General features: G+C 28.9%; 15 protein-coding genes. All 15 read left to right on the forward strand.

The features are described 5' to 3' along the window. Position 1: 1 nt before the first annotated feature. The 15 genes from rbfA (at position 2) to rny (ending at position 16,898) form a co-directional block, all read left to right on the forward strand. Entirely contained in the window at positions 2–349 is a 348-nt protein-coding gene (gene rbfA, locus HMPREF1092_RS04965) for a 30S ribosome-binding factor RbfA (protein WP_002597531.1), read from the forward strand. Next, positions 349–1,335 (forward strand): DHH family phosphoesterase, encoded by a 987-nt coding sequence (locus HMPREF1092_RS04970; protein WP_002597532.1) that lies wholly within the window; start codon positions 349–351, stop codon positions 1,333–1,335. The genes rbfA and HMPREF1092_RS04970 overlap by 1 nt, the downstream gene beginning before the upstream one ends. After that, positions 1,323–2,198, forward strand: coding sequence for a tRNA pseudouridine(55) synthase TruB (truB, locus tag HMPREF1092_RS04975; RefSeq protein WP_002597533.1), 876 nt, complete (start codon positions 1,323–1,325; stop codon positions 2,196–2,198). Before HMPREF1092_RS04970 ends, truB begins: the two co-directional genes overlap by 13 nt. 13 nt (positions 2,199–2,211) lie before the next feature. Next, entirely contained in the window at positions 2,212–3,114 is a 903-nt protein-coding gene (locus HMPREF1092_RS04980; protein ID WP_002597534.1) for a bifunctional riboflavin kinase/FAD synthetase, read from the forward strand. A gap of 118 nt (positions 3,115–3,232) precedes the next feature. Next, entirely contained in the window at positions 3,233–3,496 is a 264-nt protein-coding gene (gene rpsO / locus HMPREF1092_RS04985; RefSeq protein WP_040413985.1) for a 30S ribosomal protein S15, read from the forward strand. 80 nt (positions 3,497–3,576) lie between these two features. Then, the gene (locus HMPREF1092_RS04990) at positions 3,577–5,679 is read left to right on the forward strand and encodes a polyribonucleotide nucleotidyltransferase (protein ID WP_002597536.1); all 2,103 of its coding nucleotides are present in this window, start codon (positions 3,577–3,579) and stop codon (positions 5,677–5,679) included. A 52-nt stretch (positions 5,680–5,731) separates the two neighbouring features. Beyond that, positions 5,732–6,991, forward strand: a complete 1,260-nt coding sequence (locus tag HMPREF1092_RS04995; RefSeq protein WP_002597537.1) for a M16 family metallopeptidase — start codon at positions 5,732–5,734, stop codon at positions 6,989–6,991. A 114-nt stretch (positions 6,992–7,105) separates the two neighbouring features. Then, positions 7,106–7,396: a YlmC/YmxH family sporulation protein gene (locus HMPREF1092_RS05000; protein ID WP_002597538.1), complete on the forward strand. Its 291-nt coding sequence runs from the start codon at positions 7,106–7,108 to the stop codon at positions 7,394–7,396. Between the two features lie 18 nt (positions 7,397–7,414). Continuing rightward, positions 7,415–8,614 carry an aspartate kinase gene (gene dapG, locus HMPREF1092_RS05005; protein WP_002597539.1) on the forward strand — a complete coding sequence of 400 codons (1,200 nt, stop codon included), beginning with the start codon at positions 7,415–7,417 and terminating at the stop codon, positions 8,612–8,614. A gap of 58 nt (positions 8,615–8,672) precedes the next feature. Continuing rightward, positions 8,673–9,377, forward strand: a complete 705-nt coding sequence (locus HMPREF1092_RS05010; protein ID WP_002597540.1) for a ClpP family protease — start codon at positions 8,673–8,675, stop codon at positions 9,375–9,377. A gap of 94 nt (positions 9,378–9,471) precedes the next feature. After that, a complete protein-coding gene (locus tag HMPREF1092_RS05015) occupies positions 9,472–11,871 on the forward strand; it encodes an FtsK/SpoIIIE family DNA translocase (protein ID WP_002597541.1) in 2,400 nt (799 codons plus the stop codon). A gap of 79 nt (positions 11,872–11,950) precedes the next feature. Beyond that, on the forward strand, positions 11,951–13,291 hold the full coding sequence (gene rimO, locus HMPREF1092_RS05020; protein WP_002597542.1) for a 30S ribosomal protein S12 methylthiotransferase RimO: 1,341 nt from the start codon (positions 11,951–11,953) through the stop codon (positions 13,289–13,291). Next, positions 13,275–13,865, forward strand: a complete 591-nt coding sequence (pgsA, locus tag HMPREF1092_RS05025) for a CDP-diacylglycerol--glycerol-3-phosphate 3-phosphatidyltransferase (RefSeq protein WP_002597543.1) — start codon at positions 13,275–13,277, stop codon at positions 13,863–13,865. The genes rimO and pgsA overlap by 17 nt, the downstream gene beginning before the upstream one ends. A 177-nt stretch (positions 13,866–14,042) precedes the next feature. Further along, a complete protein-coding gene (recA, locus tag HMPREF1092_RS05030) occupies positions 14,043–15,095 on the forward strand; it encodes a recombinase RecA (protein ID WP_002597544.1) in 1,053 nt (350 codons plus the stop codon). A gap of 267 nt (positions 15,096–15,362) precedes the next feature. Beyond that, the gene (gene rny, locus HMPREF1092_RS05035) at positions 15,363–16,898 is read left to right on the forward strand and encodes a ribonuclease Y (RefSeq protein WP_002597545.1); all 1,536 of its coding nucleotides are present in this window, start codon (positions 15,363–15,365) and stop codon (positions 16,896–16,898) included. The last annotated feature ends 119 nt before the right edge of the window (positions 16,899–17,017 follow it).

Raw genomic sequence — 17,017 nt, forward strand, 5'->3', positions numbered from 1 at the left:
AATGGCTAACTATAGAGGTGGCAGAATAAACGAAGAAGTTAAAAAAGAAGTTAGCAATCTAATTCAAAATGAAGTTAAAGATCCTAGACTTACTGCTATGATTTCAGTAACAGATGTTGAAGTTACTAGAGATTTAAGTTATGCAAAAGTGTACGTAAGTATATTCTCAAATAGTAAAGAAGAAAAAGAAGAAAACTTAAAAGCTTTAAAAGGAGCTAGTGGGTTCATAAGAAGAGAAGTTGGTAGAAGAGTTAAATTAAGAGCAGTGCCACAGATAATATTTGAATTAGATGAATCTATTGATTATGGAATGAAAATTGATGAATTAATAGAAAGGTCAAAAAAATAATGTCTTTAAAAGAAATTGGAAAGAAGATTTTAGAATCAAATAAAATCGGAATAACATTTCATGTATCACCAGATGGTGATGCCATGGGAAGTGCATTAGCGCTTTTAAATGGATTAAGATATTTAAATAAAGATGCTTACATAATATCTAAAGATATTATAGGAGAAAATCTTGAATTTCTACCTTTAGGTAAAGAAGTAGATGGAACTATTAAATGTCCTGAAGAAGATACTGATTTAGTAGTTTCATTAGATTGCGGAAATTTTGAAAGAGTTTCCGCAGATCTTTCTTCTTATAAAGGATCCTTAATAAATGTAGATCATCATATTTCAAATGAACAATACGGAAATTTAAATTATGTAGATACAAATGCAGCTTCAACTGGTGAAATTGTATTTGAACTTATAAAAGTTCTAGGAATTAAATTTAATGATAAAACAGAAATTTCAAAAAAGATAGGGACATGTATATATACTACACTTGTCACAGATACAGGTTCTTTTAGACATTCAAATGTTACAGAAAGAACTCATAGAATAGCTAGTGAATTAATAGCAGTAGGAGTTAATAATACAAATATTTACAAAAATATTTTTGATAATAGAGCTATGAAAAAATTAAATCTTATGGGATATGCATTTGAAAATGCTAAATTATTCTTAAATGGAAAAGTTATAGTTGTAGGACTTTCAGAAGAGATTTTAAAAAAATATGATTGTGAACAAGAAGATACTTCAGATATAATAGGAAATTTATTAAGTGTGAAGGATGTAGAAGTAGCAGTATTATTAAAAGAAACTTCAGAAGGAACTAAAGCAAGTTTAAGATCAAAAAATGATTTTGATGTAAGAGAAGTTGCAGAAGCTTTTGGTGGTGGAGGACACATAAAAGCATCAGGAGTAATGCAAAAAGGTGTCTTTTTAGAAGATGCAAAAAATAATATTTTAAATAAAATTGAAAGCGAGTTAAAAGAATGGAAGGCGTAATTAATATTTTTAAAAATACGGGGATGACTTCTTTTGATGTAGTAAGAAAAATAAAAAAGCTTTCAAAAACAGGAAAAGTGGGCCACACAGGTACTCTAGATCCAGAGGCTTGTGGGGTTCTTCCTGTATGTATAGGAAAAGGTACTAAAATAATAGATTATATTATGAGAGCACCTAAAGTTTATACTGTTGAATTTAAACTTGGAACTAAAACTACTACTTATGATTTAGAAGGAGAAGTTTTAGAAGAGAACGATTATAGCTTTTTAACAGAAGAAGATATATTAAATAGTATAAATAAATTTAAAGGTGAATATAATCAAGTTCCTCCTATGTATTCTGCTTTAAAACAAAATGGAGTTCGTTTATATGAACTAGCAAGAAAGGGAATAGAAGTTGAAAGAGAAGGAAGACTGATAACTATCTATTTCATAGAAGATATATGTATTGAAAAACCTTTTGTTAAAATGAAGGTTAAATGTTCTAAAGGTACTTACATAAGAAGTCTTTGTTATGATATTGGAGAAGATCTTAAAGTTGGAGCTGTAATGACTAAACTAAAGAGAAATGCAACTTCAAATTTTTTAGAGGAAGATAGTATAAATATAGAAAATTTAACTGAAGAAAATATTGAAGAATATATAATTCCTATAGATAAAGCTTTAGAAGCTTATGATAAGCTTATTATAAAAAATAAATTTTCAAAATTAATTAAAAATGGAGCTAAAGTTTATGATAAAAGACTTTATGTAACGAAAGCTCAACTTGGAGTTCTTTATAGAGTTTATGATGAAGATGATAACTTTATCGGTCTTGGAAAAAAAGATGAGAAAGGATTTAAACTAGAGAAATTATTAGTTTAAATTAGGAGATTAAATGGGAAAAAGAGATGGATATTATATAGCTCTTGGAAGTTTTGATGGGCTTCATAAAGGGCATTTAGAATTAATTAATGAAGCTATAAATTTAGCTAAAAAAGATAATTCTAAAAGTATGGTATTTACTTTTTTAAATCATCCAAGGGAGATAATTAATAAAGACTATAAATTTAATTACTTAATGGAAAATAGTGAAAAGAAAAAAATACTATTAGATTTAGGGGTAGATGAAATAGTCCTAAAAGAATTTGATTGTGGCTTTATGAAGATTTCACCTAAAGATTTTATAGGTAATCTTTGTAAAGAATATAAAGTCAAAGGTTTAGTAGTTGGGTTTAATTATAGATTTGGATTTAAAAATAAGGGAGATATACATCTTTTAGAAGAGTTATCAAAAGAATATAATTTTAAACTTAAAGTAATAGAGCCATTTATGTATAAAGAAGAAGTTGTAAGTAGCACTAGAATAAGAAATACTTTATTAGAAGGAAATATACAAGAAGCAAATAATATGTTAAATAGACCATATTCATTAAGTGGTATAGTTGTAAGTGGAAAACAAATTGGGCGAACAATAGGTTTTCCAACAGCAAATTTAGAATTAAAAGGAAATTTTATAATACCTAAAAGAGGAGTTTATTATACAAATGTTTTATATAATAATAAACTCTACAAAGGTATAACCAATATTGGAAATAATCCAACTGTAGATGGAGAAAGTCTTACAATAGAAACTTTTATTTTAGATTTTGATAAGACTATTTATAATGAAGGTTTAGAATTATTATTTTTGGGAAGAATTAGAGATGAGAAGAAGTTTAATTCTTTAGATGATTTAAAAGCTAGATTAAAAAAAGATAAAGAATTTGCAGAAAAAGCAGAAATTTATTATAAAAAATAAATTATGTTTACAAATGGAAATATTTTTGTTATACTTAGACAGTAAACCTAGTTCTATGTTTAAAGGTGCCATCTTTATACTTGGAGCTAAGGGGATATTATACGGAGGTGTAGATTACATGGATAAGGCAAGAAAATTAGAAATAATTAAAGAATTTGGTAAAAACGAAAAGGACACAGGATCAGCTGAAGTTCAAATCGCTTTATTAACTGAAAGAATTAATGAATTAACAGAGCACTTAAAAGTTCACAAAAAAGACCACCACTCAAGAAGAGGTCTATTAATGATGGTTGGACAAAGAAGAGGACTTTTAAACTATGTTGCTAAGCAAGATATCGAAAGATACAGAGCTGTAATCAAAAAATTAGGTTTAAGAAGATAATATCTTAGAGCGGGTAAAACCGCTCTATTATTTTAAAAATATTAGCAAAATTTGTAATTAAAGGCGAAGGGAGGTCCTTTATGAGGAATGAATTAAGAACAGTTATAGCTGGAAGAGAAATGAAGGTTCAATTTGGTGGTTTTGGTATGTTATCAAATGCAGCTACATTCTTTAGCTATGGGGATACTGTTATACTAACTAACGTTAATGCCTCAGAAGAGCCAAGAGAGGGAATCGATTTTTTCCCTTTAAGTGTTGAATACGAGGAAAGATTATATTCTGTTGGGAAAATTCCAGGAGGATTTGTAAAAAGAGAAGGAAGACCTACTGACAAAGCTATACTTCATGGAAGAGCTGTTGATAGAACAATAAGACCATTATTCCCTAAAGGATATAGAAATGATGTTCAAGTTGTTTGTACAGTAGTTTCAGTTGAAAAAGATAATATACCAGAAATACTAGCTATAAATGCAGCATCAATGGCATTATTATTATCAAGTATTCCTTATACAATTCCTGTTGCAGGAGTTCAAATAGGACTTATAGATGGTAAATTTATATTAAATCCAAATTCAGAAGAAAGAAAATTAACTGAATTAGATTTAACTGTTTGTGCTACAGAAGAAAAGGTTATGATGATTGAAGCAGGCGGAAATGAAATAGATGAAGAAACTATGATAAATGCAATAGAATTCGGATTTAATGCCTGTCAAGATATTATAGCATTCCAAAAAGAAGCACAAGCTAAATTTGGAAAAGTAAAAGATACTCCAGAATTATACAAAGTAGATGAAGAAGTTGAAAAAGATGTTAAAGCTTTTGCAACTGATATGGTTAAAGAAGCTATGTATATAATGGATAAAGATGAAAGAAATGAAGCAATGTCAGCTGTAAATGAAAAAGTATTTGCTGAATTTGCAGAAAAGCATGAAGGTAAAGAAGGAGACATAAAAGAAGTTCTTTATACTATGCAAAAAGCAGTAGTAAGACATATGCTGTTAAAAGATAAAAGAAGACCAGATGGAAGAGCTTTTGATGAAATTAGACCTCTTTCATGTGAAGTAGGTATTTTACCAAGAACTCACGGAACTGGATTATTTACAAGAGGATTAACTCAAGTTATGACTGTTGCTACATTAGGTTCTGTTAGTGAGGTTCAAACTTTAGATGGTATAGATGAAGCAGAGTCAAAGAGATATATGCATCATTATAACTTCCCAGCTTATAGTGTAGGAGAAGTTAGACCACTTAGAGGACCAGGAAGAAGAGAAATTGGGCATGGAGCTTTAGCAGAAAGAGCTTTAGAACCATTAATTCCTTCAATGGATGAATTCCCATATTCAATAAGACTTGTATCAGAAGTATTAAGTTCAAATGGTTCAACTTCACAAGCTTCAGTTTGTGGATCAACATTAGCATTGTTAGATGCAGGTGTTCCAATAAAAAGACCAGCTGCCGGTATAGCTATGGGACTTATAACATCAGAAGATTTAACTGAAGAAGAAGTATTAACAGATATTCAAGGAATAGAAGACTTCTTTGGAGATATGGACTTTAAAGTTGCAGGTACTGAAAAAGGTATTACTTCAATTCAAGTTGATACAAAACTTAAAGGTCTAAGCAATTATGTAGTTAAAACTGCTATAAGAAATGCTAGAAAAGCTAGAATGGTAATTTTAGATAAAATTAATGAATGTATAGATGCGCCAAGAGAAGATGTTTCAGCTTATGCTCCTAAAACATCAATAATTAAAATAAATCCAGATAAGATAAGAGAAGTTATTGGGGCTGGTGGAAAAGTTATAAACAAGATTATTGAAGATACTGGAGTTAAGATTGATATAGAAGAAGATGGAACAGTATTCGTATCATCTGTTGATCATGATGGTGTTAATGAAGCAATCAAAATAATTGAAGGTATAACTAAAGAAGCAGAAGTTGGAGAAGTTTACTTAGGAAAAGTTACTAAAATAACAACTTTTGGAGCTTTTGTTGAAGTGTTACCTGGAAAAGAAGGGTTAGTTCATATATCAAAGCTTGCTAAAGAAAGAGTAAACAAAGTAGAAGATGTTGTTTCTGTTGGTGATGAAATTTTAGTTAAAGTAACTGAGATAGATTCACAAGGAAGAATAAACCTTTCAAGAAAAGATGCATTAGCAGAAAAAGAAGAAAATAATGAATAGATGAAAAGGGCAAAGGTATTTGCCTTTTTTTTTATAAAAAATGGAGGTATATATGCATAAAGTTCTTACATTAAAAAATGGACTTAAAATCGTAATAGAAAAAATAGATGGTGTAAACTCTGTAAGTGTAGGAGTAATGGTTAAAAATGGGTCAAGAAATGAACCGAAAAATTTAAATGGGATATCACATTTTATAGAGCATATGTTTTTTAAAGGAACTGAAAGAAGAACCTTTAATCAAATTACAGGTGCTATAGAAAATATAGGTGGGCAAATAAATGCTTTTACTGGAAAAGAATCTACATGTTATTTTGTAAAAACATTAGGAAGTCACATAGATATAGCATTAGATGTATTGTCAGATATAATATTACATTCTAAATTTGATCCAAAAGAGATTGAAAAAGAAAAAGGTGTAGTAATAGAAGAAATAAATATGAGTACTGATTCTCCAGAAGAAGTTTTAGAAGATTTACATGCAGAAATATCTTTTAGAGGAACAGAACTTTCTTATCCTATATTAGGGACAGAAGAGAAAGTAAAAAGTTTTACTAGAGAGGATATAATAAATTACATAGAAGAAAAGTATGTTCCTTCAAATTCAGTTATATCAATTTGTGGTAAAGTGGACTTTTTAGAAATAGAAAATTTAGTTGAAAAGTATTTTGGTGATTGGAAAGATAAAGGAGAATATGAACCTAAATATGATAAAATAGAAGTTTTAAAAGGAACAGGAAGTATAGAAAAAGATATAGAACAACTTCACATAAATATAGCATATCCAGGAATGGAATATAATCATCCAAAATCATATGCTTTGGTTATTATAAATAACATATTAGGTGGAGGGGCATCATCTCTTTTATTCCAAAAAGTTAGAGAGGAATTAGGTCTTTGTTATTCAATTTATTCTTATATGGATGCATATAAGAATTGTGGAGGAACAAACATATACTTAGGATTAAATAAAAATTCAGCAAAAAAAGCCTTAGAAGTTATAAAAGACACAGTAAATGATTTTGTTATCAATGGAATAACAGAGGAAGAGTTAAAAATAAATAAAGAAAAAATAAAAGGAACATATATATTAGGACAGGAAAGCACAAGTTCAAAAATGTTTGCCAATGCTAAATCATTATTATTTAGAGGAGACATTAGAACAGAAGAAGAAGTTATAGAAAAAATAGATAATATAACTATGGAAGATATAAAATATGTACTTGATAAATGCTTTAAAAGTGGAGCATTGAATACAGCTTTTGTAGGTCCAAAGATAAATAAAGATGAATTAAATTCTATTATATTTAATTAAAATATAAGATTTGAGATTATAGAAAAAAAATAAATCTTGATATATAATAATGTAATATACTTCCCTTTAAATTAATATATATATACTATTTATTAATAAAAGGGAGGTATATATATGTATATACATGGAGAAAAAAATATAAAATATCTTAGTGAGCTAGAAAAGTATGAGCTTATAAATATAAATGATGGGGAAAAATATGATTATCTTCAAAATAATGATTTAGTTATTGATGATGAAGGAAATATAAAATATCTTTTAATAGATACTGCATCTTCTAAATTTAATTTATTTGGGGGCTCAAGAGAGATTTTAGAAATTGACTGGTCATGTGTACAAAAAGTTGGGGCAAAAACTATAATACTAGACGCCGATGAAAGAAGTATAAGAAGGGCAAAAGTATAATTCTAAGGGGGAATTAAAGTGAAAATAGTTGTTCAAAAATTTGGCGGAACATCAGTATCAACGAAAGAAAGAAGAATGAAAGTAATTGAAAAAGTGAAAAATGCAATAGAAGAAGGTTTTTCACCAGTAGTTGTTGTATCAGCAATGGGAAGAAAAGGAGATCCATATGCTACAGATACTCTATTATCTCTTTTAGACAATAAATTTAAAATGTCTAACAAACAATCTACTGACTTATTAACTTGCTGTGGTGAATTTATAAGTTCTGTAGTAATGAGCAATGAATTATTTAATGAAGGAATAGATTCTATAGCGCTAACAGGTGGTCAAGCAGGTATCATAACTAATAATGTGTTTACTGATGCAAAACATATTAGAGTTGATACAAAAAGAATAATGAAGATTTTATCCGAAGGAAAAGTACCAGTAGTTACTGGATTTCAAGGGATAACAGAAGATGGATATTTCACAACTTTGGGAAGAGGCGGAAGTGATACAACAGGGGCTATATTAGGAGTAGCACTTGAAGCTAAAAGAATAGAAATTTATACAGATGTAGATGGTATAATGACTGCTGATCCTAGAATTGTTAAAGATGCATCACTAATAAATATAATAAGTTATAATGAAGTATTCCAATTAGCAGACCATGGAGCAAAAGTAATACATCCAAAAGCTATAGACATAGCTATGAAGGGAAATGTTCCAATTTTGATTAAAAATACTATGAATGATTGTGAAGGTACACTTATAAATAATAATGGAGATGTAAAACATCCAAAGGTTATAACTGGTATAACACATCAAAATGATAGAATACAAGTAAAAATCCAATTTGAAGATAATAAGACAAATCCAAATTATAAGAATTTATTAAGTTTTCTTGCAGCTAATGATATAAGTTTAGATTTAATAAATATATTTCCTGAAAGACAAGTATTTACTATTGGATTAGATAAAAAAGAAAAGCTTGAAAAAGTTTTAAATTCAATTAAATTAAAGTATGAATTAGTAGAAAATTGTAGTCAACTTGCAATTGTAGGAAGTAGAATGACAGGAATTCCAGGAGTTATTGCAAGAATAGTTCAAGGATTAACAGAAAACAATATAGAAGTTTTACAAACAGCAGATTCACATATGACTATTTGGTGCTTAATTCATACTGAAAATGTAGAAGAGGCAATCAATGTTCTACATAAAACTTTTGAATTAGCTTAAAATGAATGTATAAAAAAATCACTCTCGTATAAAATAAATTTATACGGGAGGTGTTTTTATGAATAAAAAAATTGAATCTAAAAAATCAGAAGTTAAACAAGATGAAAATATAGAAAATGAAAAATTAGAATCTATAAAGGAACTTGGAAATACCGGGGTAGTAAATCCAAATGAAAGAATAAGAGTTTTATCTATAATAGGTCAAATCGAAGGGCATGTTGTTGCTCCTGCTCAAACTAAAGCAACTAAATATGAGCATATTATACCTCAACTTATTGAAATAGAACAAAATGAAAATGTAGAAGGGGTTCTTATAGTTTTAAATACAGCAGGTGGAGATGTTGAAGCAGGACTTGGAATAGCTGAAATGATAAACTCAATATCTAAACCTACAGTATCAATAGTTATAGGAGGAGGACACTCTATAGGAGTTCCACTAGCAACTTCATCTAACTATTCATTTATAACTCCTTCTGCTACTATGATAGTTCATCCGGTAAGAATGAATGGATTTATAATAGGAGTTTCTCAAACTTTTGAATATTTTAAAAGAATGCAAGAAAGAATAAATAGTTTTATAATTAGAACTTCAAATATAGAAGAGAAGAAACTAGAAGAATTATTAAGTCAAACAGGAGATCTTTTAAATGATATGGGTACTATATTAATTGGAGATCAAGCTGTAGAATGTGGCCTAATAGATGAAGTTGGGGGATTAAAAGAAGCTATGGCAAAGTTAAATAGCTTAATAGATGAGAGATAAATTTAAGGTCAGCTATATTAATATGGCTGATTTTATTCTTGCTTAAAAAAGGACTTTATTAAAATTTGTAGAATTTAACTAGTGAGGTGATTAGGTGAGTAAAAAAAGAAGCAATGGTAAAAAAGGAATAGGAAAAAAGAAAAAAGTAGTTCAAAATAAAAGTGGAGATATAAAAGGAGTAGTATTTATAGCCATTGGCTTAATACTTTCTTTAGCAATATATACTAATTTGATAGGAAGTCTTTCCAATATTTCACAAAGAGTAGTTCATTTTTTAGTTGGGATAGGTGGATATGCTATACCTGTATATTTACTTTATTTAGGATATGAATATGTGAAAGGGAAAGGTTCAATAGATATAAACAAAAGTTTCGTTGGTGTAACTATATATTTAATTATATTTATTTTAATTAGTTCCACAATATACCTAAGTGGAATAGAAAAATTAAGCTTTAATTATGGTATACAAAGTATAACAAATAGTAAAGGTGGATTAAATGGTGGAGTAATAGGATATTTAATAGCTTATCCTATGTACAAGCTATTAGGTGCAATAGGATCTTATATAATTTATTTTGCTTTTATAGTAATAGGAAGTATTTTAGTATTTGATATAACATTATATGATTTAGGGTTAAAGGTTAAAGATAAGAGCAAGTCACTAAATAAGTTAAGAGAGGATAGATTTCCAGAAAGACATAATTTTATAGATGTTGTAGAGAATGGAGAAAGACCTTCACCTGAGTCTGAGCAATATTTAAATGGAATAAATAAAAAAATAAAAGTATTGGATTTTATGAGAAATTCAAGTCTTCATAATGAAGAGGATGAAGAAGAGTTAGAAAATAATAAATTAGATAAGAACATAAAAATTAAAGAAGAGAAACCTTTAGAAAAGCCAAAAAGAGTAATACCAAAAATTAATGAGCCTATGATAACAAAGAAAAAAGAAAAAGACTTAAATGAACAAGAAAAAAATATAGTTCATAGCGAAATTGAAAATAGTATATTAGAAAGCAAAAAAGAAGATGAAGGAAAAGAATATATAAAACCATCCTTAGAACTTCTTAACATAAATAAAGACACAGAGCTTAATGGAAGTGATAAAAAAGATCTAATAAAAAGTGCTCAAAAGTTAACTAGTACACTTTTAAGTTTTGGAGTTGAAGCTGAAGTAAATCAAGTAACAAAAGGACCTTCAGTTACAAGATTTGAACTTCAACCAAGTCCAGGAGTAAAAGTAAGCAAAATAGTTAACCTTGCAGATGATATAGCTTTGGGACTTGCTGCATCAGGAGTAAGAATAGAAGCACCTATACCAGGTAAATCAGCAATAGGAATAGAAGTACCAAATAAAACGCAAACTCCAGTATTTTTAAGAGAGGTTTTAGAAGTAGATGACTTTATAAAAACTGATAAAAAATTAGCTATAGCATTAGGAAAAGATATTGGTGGAGAATGTGTAATAGGTGATTTAAGTAAAATGCCTCATACTTTGATTGCAGGAGCAACAGGATCAGGTAAAAGTGTATGTATAAATACATTGATTGTAAGTTTATTATATAAATATTCTCCAGATGAAGTAAAATTACTTATGGTAGATCCTAAAGTAGTAGAGCTTAGTGTTTATAATGGGATACCTCATTTATTAATACCAGTAGTAACAGATCCTAAAAAAGCAGCAGCAGCTCTTAACTGGGCAGTAAATGAAATGACAAGAAGATATAAACTTTTTGCAGATTCTGGAGCAAGAAATATAGATTCATATAATCAATTATTTAAAAAAGGTATTATTGAAGAAAAATTACCTTATATCGTAATAATAGTTGATGAGCTTGCAGACCTTATGATGGTATGTGCAAATGATGTTGAAGATTATATAGGAAGGCTTGCTCAAATGGCAAGAGCAGCTGGAATGCATTTAGTAATAGCAACTCAAAGACCTTCAGTAGATGTAATAACTGGGGTAATAAAAGCAAATATTCCATCAAGAATATCTTTTGCAGTATCATCTCAAATAGATTCAAGAACAATATTAGATAGTAGTGGAGCAGAAAAATTACTAGGAAAAGGGGACATGCTTTATTATCCTGTTGGAGAAAATAAGCCTTTAAGAGTACAAGGATGTTTTATTTCAGAAGAAGAAGTAGAAAAAGTTGTAGAATTTGTTAAGAAAGATTCTGATGAAATAAAATATGAAGAAGATATAATTGAACATATTCAAAAAGAAACAGAAGGAAATGGAAAGTTATCTGGAAATGGTGAAGATGTAGATGAACTTCTAGGAGATGTTATAAAAACAGTAATAGAATTTAATCAAGCCTCAACCTCTTTTATACAAAGAAAATTTAAAATAGGATTTAATAGGGCATCTAGAATAATGGATGATTTAGAAGAAAGAGGAATAATATCAGGAAGAGATGGAAGCAAACCAAGACAGGTGTTAGTAACTAAAGAAGAATATTATGGGGATGTTTACGAAGAAGTAGAATAGAGGATAAAAATTTACTTGTAATAGAATTAAAAGAGATATAAAATAAAATAAGCGATTGAAACACAGGAGGAAATTAGTTTTGGCAAATTATAAAGTAGGAATGGTAAGTTTAGGTTGTGATAAAAATAGAGTGGACTCTGAAATAATGTTAGGAGTAATGAATAAAACTTACACTATAACAAACAATCCAAAGGAAGCAGACATAATAATTGTTAATACATGTGGCTTCATAGAAAAAGCAAAGCAAGAATCAATAAATACAATTTTAGAAATGGCAAGATATAAAACTGAATATAAATGTAAGCTTCTTATAGCAACAGGATGTTTAACACAAAGATATGGAAAAGAGCTACAAGACTTAATGCCTGAAATAGATATAATGCTAGGAGTTAATGATTATGAAAAAATAGATAAATTAATCCTAGATTTTATAGATAACAATGAGATAGTTTCAAAGGTAAATTATTCTGATGAAAATATAAATGAAGGAATAAGACTTTTAACTACAGATAAAAGTACAGCATATATAAGAATAGCTGAAGGTTGTAATAATTTTTGTACTTATTGCATAATACCTAAAATAAGAGGTAAATTTAGAAGTAGAAAAATGGAAAATATAATTGAGGAAGCAAAGACTCTTGTAAAAAATGGAACAAAAGAAATAATTCTTATAGCTCAAGATACAACTATGTATGGAAGTGATATATATGGTAAGAAAAATTTACATGAACTTTTAAGAGAATTATCTAAAATAGAAGACTTAAAATGGATTAGAGTTTTATATTGCTATCCAGAAGAAATTTATGATGAGTTAATTACAGAAATAAGCGAAAATGATAAAGTAGTTAAATATTTAGATTTACCAATACAACATATAAGTGATAAAATACTTAAGCTTATGGGAAGAAAAACTACTAAAAAAGATATATTAGATAAAATAGATCTTTTAAGAAATAGAGTAGAGGGAATTGTACTAAGAACATCTCTTATTGTTGGATTCCCAAATGAAAGTGAAAAAGAATTTAATGAGTTAAAAGAATTCCTAGAAGATAAGAAATTAGATAAAGTAGGAGTATTTAGTTATTCCAGAGAAGAAGGAACACCAGCTGCAATTATGGAAGGGCAGGTAGACGAAGAAGTTAAAAAAGCTAGAGAAGAAGAGCTTATGCTTTTACAAGGAGAAATTTCAGAAAAAATTAACTTATTGAAAATAGGAAAAATTTATGATATTCTTGTTGAAGGAAAGAATGGAGAATATTATTATGGTAGAAATTACGAAATGGCTCCTGAAATTGATGGAAATGTATTCTTTAAAAAAGGATGTGAAGAAGTTAAAAAAGGAGATTTCGTAAAAGTGAAAATAGAAGAAAATGCTAAATACGATCTAATAGGAGTTGGTATATGTGAATCTTGCAAATAAATTAACACTAATAAGAATATTATTAGTTCCGATATTCCTAGTATTTATAATAGCTAAAGGTATACCATATGGAACTTTTATTGCAACTTTCATATTTATTCTTGCATCATTAACAGATAAGTTAGATGGATACATAGCAAGAAGTAGAAATCAAATAACTAATTTTGGAAAGTTTATGGATCCACTAGCTGATAAATTACTAGTAACTGCAGCATTAATATCATTAGTTGAATTAGGATTAGTTCAAGGATGGGCAGCTATAATTATTATAGCTAGAGAATTTGCTGTTTCAGGACTTAGAACATTAGCAGCATCAGAAGGAAAGATAATTGCCGCAAGCTGGTGGGGAAAAATAAAAACAGTAATACAAATAATAGCTATAATATTACTATTAATAGAAGTAAATATAAGTACATCTACTACTCTTATAAAAATGGTTGCAAATAGTAAGGTATTAGAATATGTGTTTACTTCATTACCAACAATAATGATGAATATTGCTGTTATAATAACAGTTGTTTCAGGTTGGGACTATTTTAGAAAAAATAAAGGTGTAATATCAACAAATAAATAATTTAAAAATAAGAGGGGTTAATTTCCCTCTTATTTTTATCTAATTAACAAATTACATTAAATGTAATAAAAGTAAAAAACTTATGTATATTTTATATAAAAAATGTTGACTATATTAAGTGTATAATATATACTAAATATATAAGAACGTAAGTTCGTACAGGAGGGAATGTGTATTATGAGTAATATAGATGTTAATAAATTAAAAGCTATAGAATCAGCAATGGGACAAATAGAAAAGCAATTTGGTAAAGGTGCAGTAATGAAGCTTGGTGAAAAAGCATCATTAGATATAGAATCAGTTTCTACAGGATGCTTAGATCTTGATATAGCATTAGGAATTGGCGGAGTTCCAAAAGGAAGAATAATAGAAATATACGGACCAGAAAGTTCAGGTAAAACAACTGTAGCTCTTCACATAGTAGCAGAAACACAAAAAAAAGGTGGAGCAGTTGCATTTATAGATGCAGAGCATGCTTTAGATCCTTCATATGCTAGAAACTTAGGAGTTGATACGGAAAATCTTATAGTTTCTCAACCAGATACAGGAGAACAAGCATTAGAGATTACAGAAGCATTAGTTAGATCAGGCGCAATTGATACAATAGTTATCGACTCGGTTGCAGCACTTGTTCCAAGAGCAGAAATAGAAGGTGAAATGGGAGATTCTCACGTAGGTTTACAAGCAAGACTTATGTCACAAGCTTTAAGAAAACTTGCTGGAACAATAAATAAAACTAACTGTGTAGCTATATTTATAAATCAGCTTAGAGAAAAAGTTGGAGTAATGTTTGGTAACCCTGAAACTACACCAGGAGGAAGAGCATTAAAATTCTATGCTTCTGTAAGAATGGATGTTAGAAGAATAGATTCTATAAAACAAGGTGAAGGAATAGTAGGTAACAGAACAAGAATTAAAGTTATAAAAAATAAGGTAGCTCCTCCATTTAGACAAGCAGAATTCGATATAATGTATAATGAAGGTATTTCAAGAGAAGGAAATATCGTTGATGTAGGAGTTAAAGAAGGAATAGTTCAAAAAAGTGGAGCTTGGTTCTCATATGGGGATATAAGACTAGGCCAAGGAAGAGAAAATGCAAAAGCATACTTAAAAGAAAATCCAGAAACTGCATTAGAAATTGAAAATACAATAAGAGAAAAATACAATTTACCAAAAATGGAAGCAAAATTAGAAGTAGCAGTTTCAAATGAAGAAAAAGAAGATAAATAGTATATTTTAGAGGGGACAAAATGTCCCCTCTTTTTTATAAAAATAATAAAAAAGAGTATTTAAAAATAAAATTGAAAAAGAGAGGAAAATAGAGATTGATAGAGATAATTATCCTATTAATGCTTTATATCGCTTAACTTGACATAATTTTAATTTTAATATACAATAATAACAAATACTGGTTTATCATATTCAAGAATAACCGTGAATGAATATGACACCAACTATGCTAACACAAAAAAATAAAAGCTTAGGAGGTGTTATTAGATGACACTAGGTATTATTGGATATATAGTAGTACTACTGATATTAGCAGTAGTAGTATATAAAACAATTCAAACAAAATCAAAAAATAAAATTGAGGCTCTAGAAAAAGAAGCAGAAATGCTTTTAGAAAATGCCAAAAGAGAAGCTGAATCTAAAAAGAAAGAAGCCATTTTAGAGGCGAAAGAAGAGGCTCATAAATTAAGAAATGAATTAGAAAAAGATTCTCGTGAGAGAAGAAATGAAATTCAAAGACTTGAGAGAAGATTAATTCAAAGAGAAGAATCTCTAGATAAAAAGAATGATCTTTTAGAAAAGAGAGAAGAAACACTTAATAAAAGAGTGATAGAAATTGAAAAGCTAGAAGAAGAAGCTAAGGAACTTTATTCAAAGAGAAGAGAAGAACTTGAAAGAGTTTCTAATCTTTCAAGTGAAGAAGCAAGAGAAATTCTTCTAAGTGAAATCAAGAAAGAAATATCACACGATGCAGCTATAATGATTAAAGATATTGAAAGCAGAGCTAAAGAAGAGGCTGATAAGAAGGCCCGTGAAATTATAACTACTGCTATTCAAAGATGTGCTGCTGATCATGTTTCAGAAACAACTGTTCATGTTGTTGCGCTACCAAATGATGAAATGAAGGGTAGAATAATAGGTAGAGAAGGAAGAAACATTAGGACTTTAGAAACTTTAACAGGGGTAGACTTAATAATAGATGATACTCCAGAAGCAGTTATTTTATCAAGCTTTGATCCAATTAGGAGAGAAGTTGCTAGAATAGCACTTGAAAAGTTAATAGTGGATGGTAGAATACATCCAGCAAGAATCGAAGAGATGGTTTTAAAAGCTCAAAAAGAAGTTGAAAACAACATAAAAGAAGAAGGAGAACAGGCTACATTAGAAACATCTGTTCATGGTCTTCACCCAGAGATTACAAAACTACTTGGAAGATTAAAATATAGAACTAGCTATGGACAAAATGTGTTAAAGCATTCTGTAGAAGTTTCATATTTAGCTGGATTAATGGCTTCAGAATTAGGTTTAGATGTTACTCTAGCTAGAAGAGCAGGATTACTACATGATATTGGTAAAGCTGTAGATCAAGAGCAAGAAGGTCCACACGCATTAATAGGTGGAGATTTAGCTAAGAAATACGGCGAATCAGAATTAGTAGTTAATGCTATTTCTGCTCATCATGGAGATGTTGAAATGCAATCATTAGAAGCGGTATTAGTTCAAGCAGCTGATGCTATATCTGCAGCAAGACCAGGAGCAAGAAGAGAAACATTAGAGGCATATATTAAGAGATTAGAAAAGTTAGAAGAAATAGCTAACTCATATGAAGGTGTAGAAAAGTCATATGCCATTCAAGCTGGTAGAGAGATTAGAATTATGGTTAAACCAGATCAAATTGACGATGCTGGGGCTATAGAACTTTCACGTAATATAGTTAAGAGTGTCGAAGAACAACTAGAATACCCAGGACAAATTAAAATCAGTGTAATTAGGGAAACTAGAGCTATTGATTTTGCGAAATAAAATTAGAAGCTTCATCTTATATTAGATGAAGCTTTTTTATATTTACATATAAAAATAAATTGAAATTAAAATAATAAATGATATTCTAATTAATTTATTATTATTAAATAAATGATAAT

The sequence above is a fragment of the Clostridium thermobutyricum genome, from assembly GCF_000371465.1.
Lineage (GTDB): Bacteria > Bacillota > Clostridia > Clostridiales > Clostridiaceae > Clostridium > Clostridium thermobutyricum.

Coding starts and splice junctions, on each gene's coding strand:
- truB (WP_002597533.1), top strand. CDS start 1,323: ATGGAAGGCGTAATTAATATTTTTAAAAATACGGGGATGACTTCTTTT.
- rbfA (WP_002597531.1), top strand. CDS start 2: ATGGCTAACTATAGAGGTGGCAGAATAAACGAAGAAGTTAAAAAAGAA.
- HMPREF1092_RS04990 (WP_002597536.1), top strand. CDS start 3,577: ATGAGGAATGAATTAAGAACAGTTATAGCTGGAAGAGAAATGAAGGTT.
- HMPREF1092_RS04980 (WP_002597534.1), top strand. CDS start 2,212: ATGGGAAAAAGAGATGGATATTATATAGCTCTTGGAAGTTTTGATGGG.
- HMPREF1092_RS05000 (WP_002597538.1), top strand. CDS start 7,106: ATGTATATACATGGAGAAAAAAATATAAAATATCTTAGTGAGCTAGAA.
- rny (WP_002597545.1), top strand. CDS start 15,363: ATGACACTAGGTATTATTGGATATATAGTAGTACTACTGATATTAGCA.
- HMPREF1092_RS04970 (WP_002597532.1), top strand. CDS start 349: ATGTCTTTAAAAGAAATTGGAAAGAAGATTTTAGAATCAAATAAAATC.
- recA (WP_002597544.1), top strand. CDS start 14,043: ATGAGTAATATAGATGTTAATAAATTAAAAGCTATAGAATCAGCAATG.
- HMPREF1092_RS04995 (WP_002597537.1), top strand. CDS start 5,732: ATGCATAAAGTTCTTACATTAAAAAATGGACTTAAAATCGTAATAGAA.
- rpsO (WP_040413985.1), top strand. CDS start 3,233: ATGGATAAGGCAAGAAAATTAGAAATAATTAAAGAATTTGGTAAAAAC.
- HMPREF1092_RS05010 (WP_002597540.1), top strand. CDS start 8,673: ATGAATAAAAAAATTGAATCTAAAAAATCAGAAGTTAAACAAGATGAA.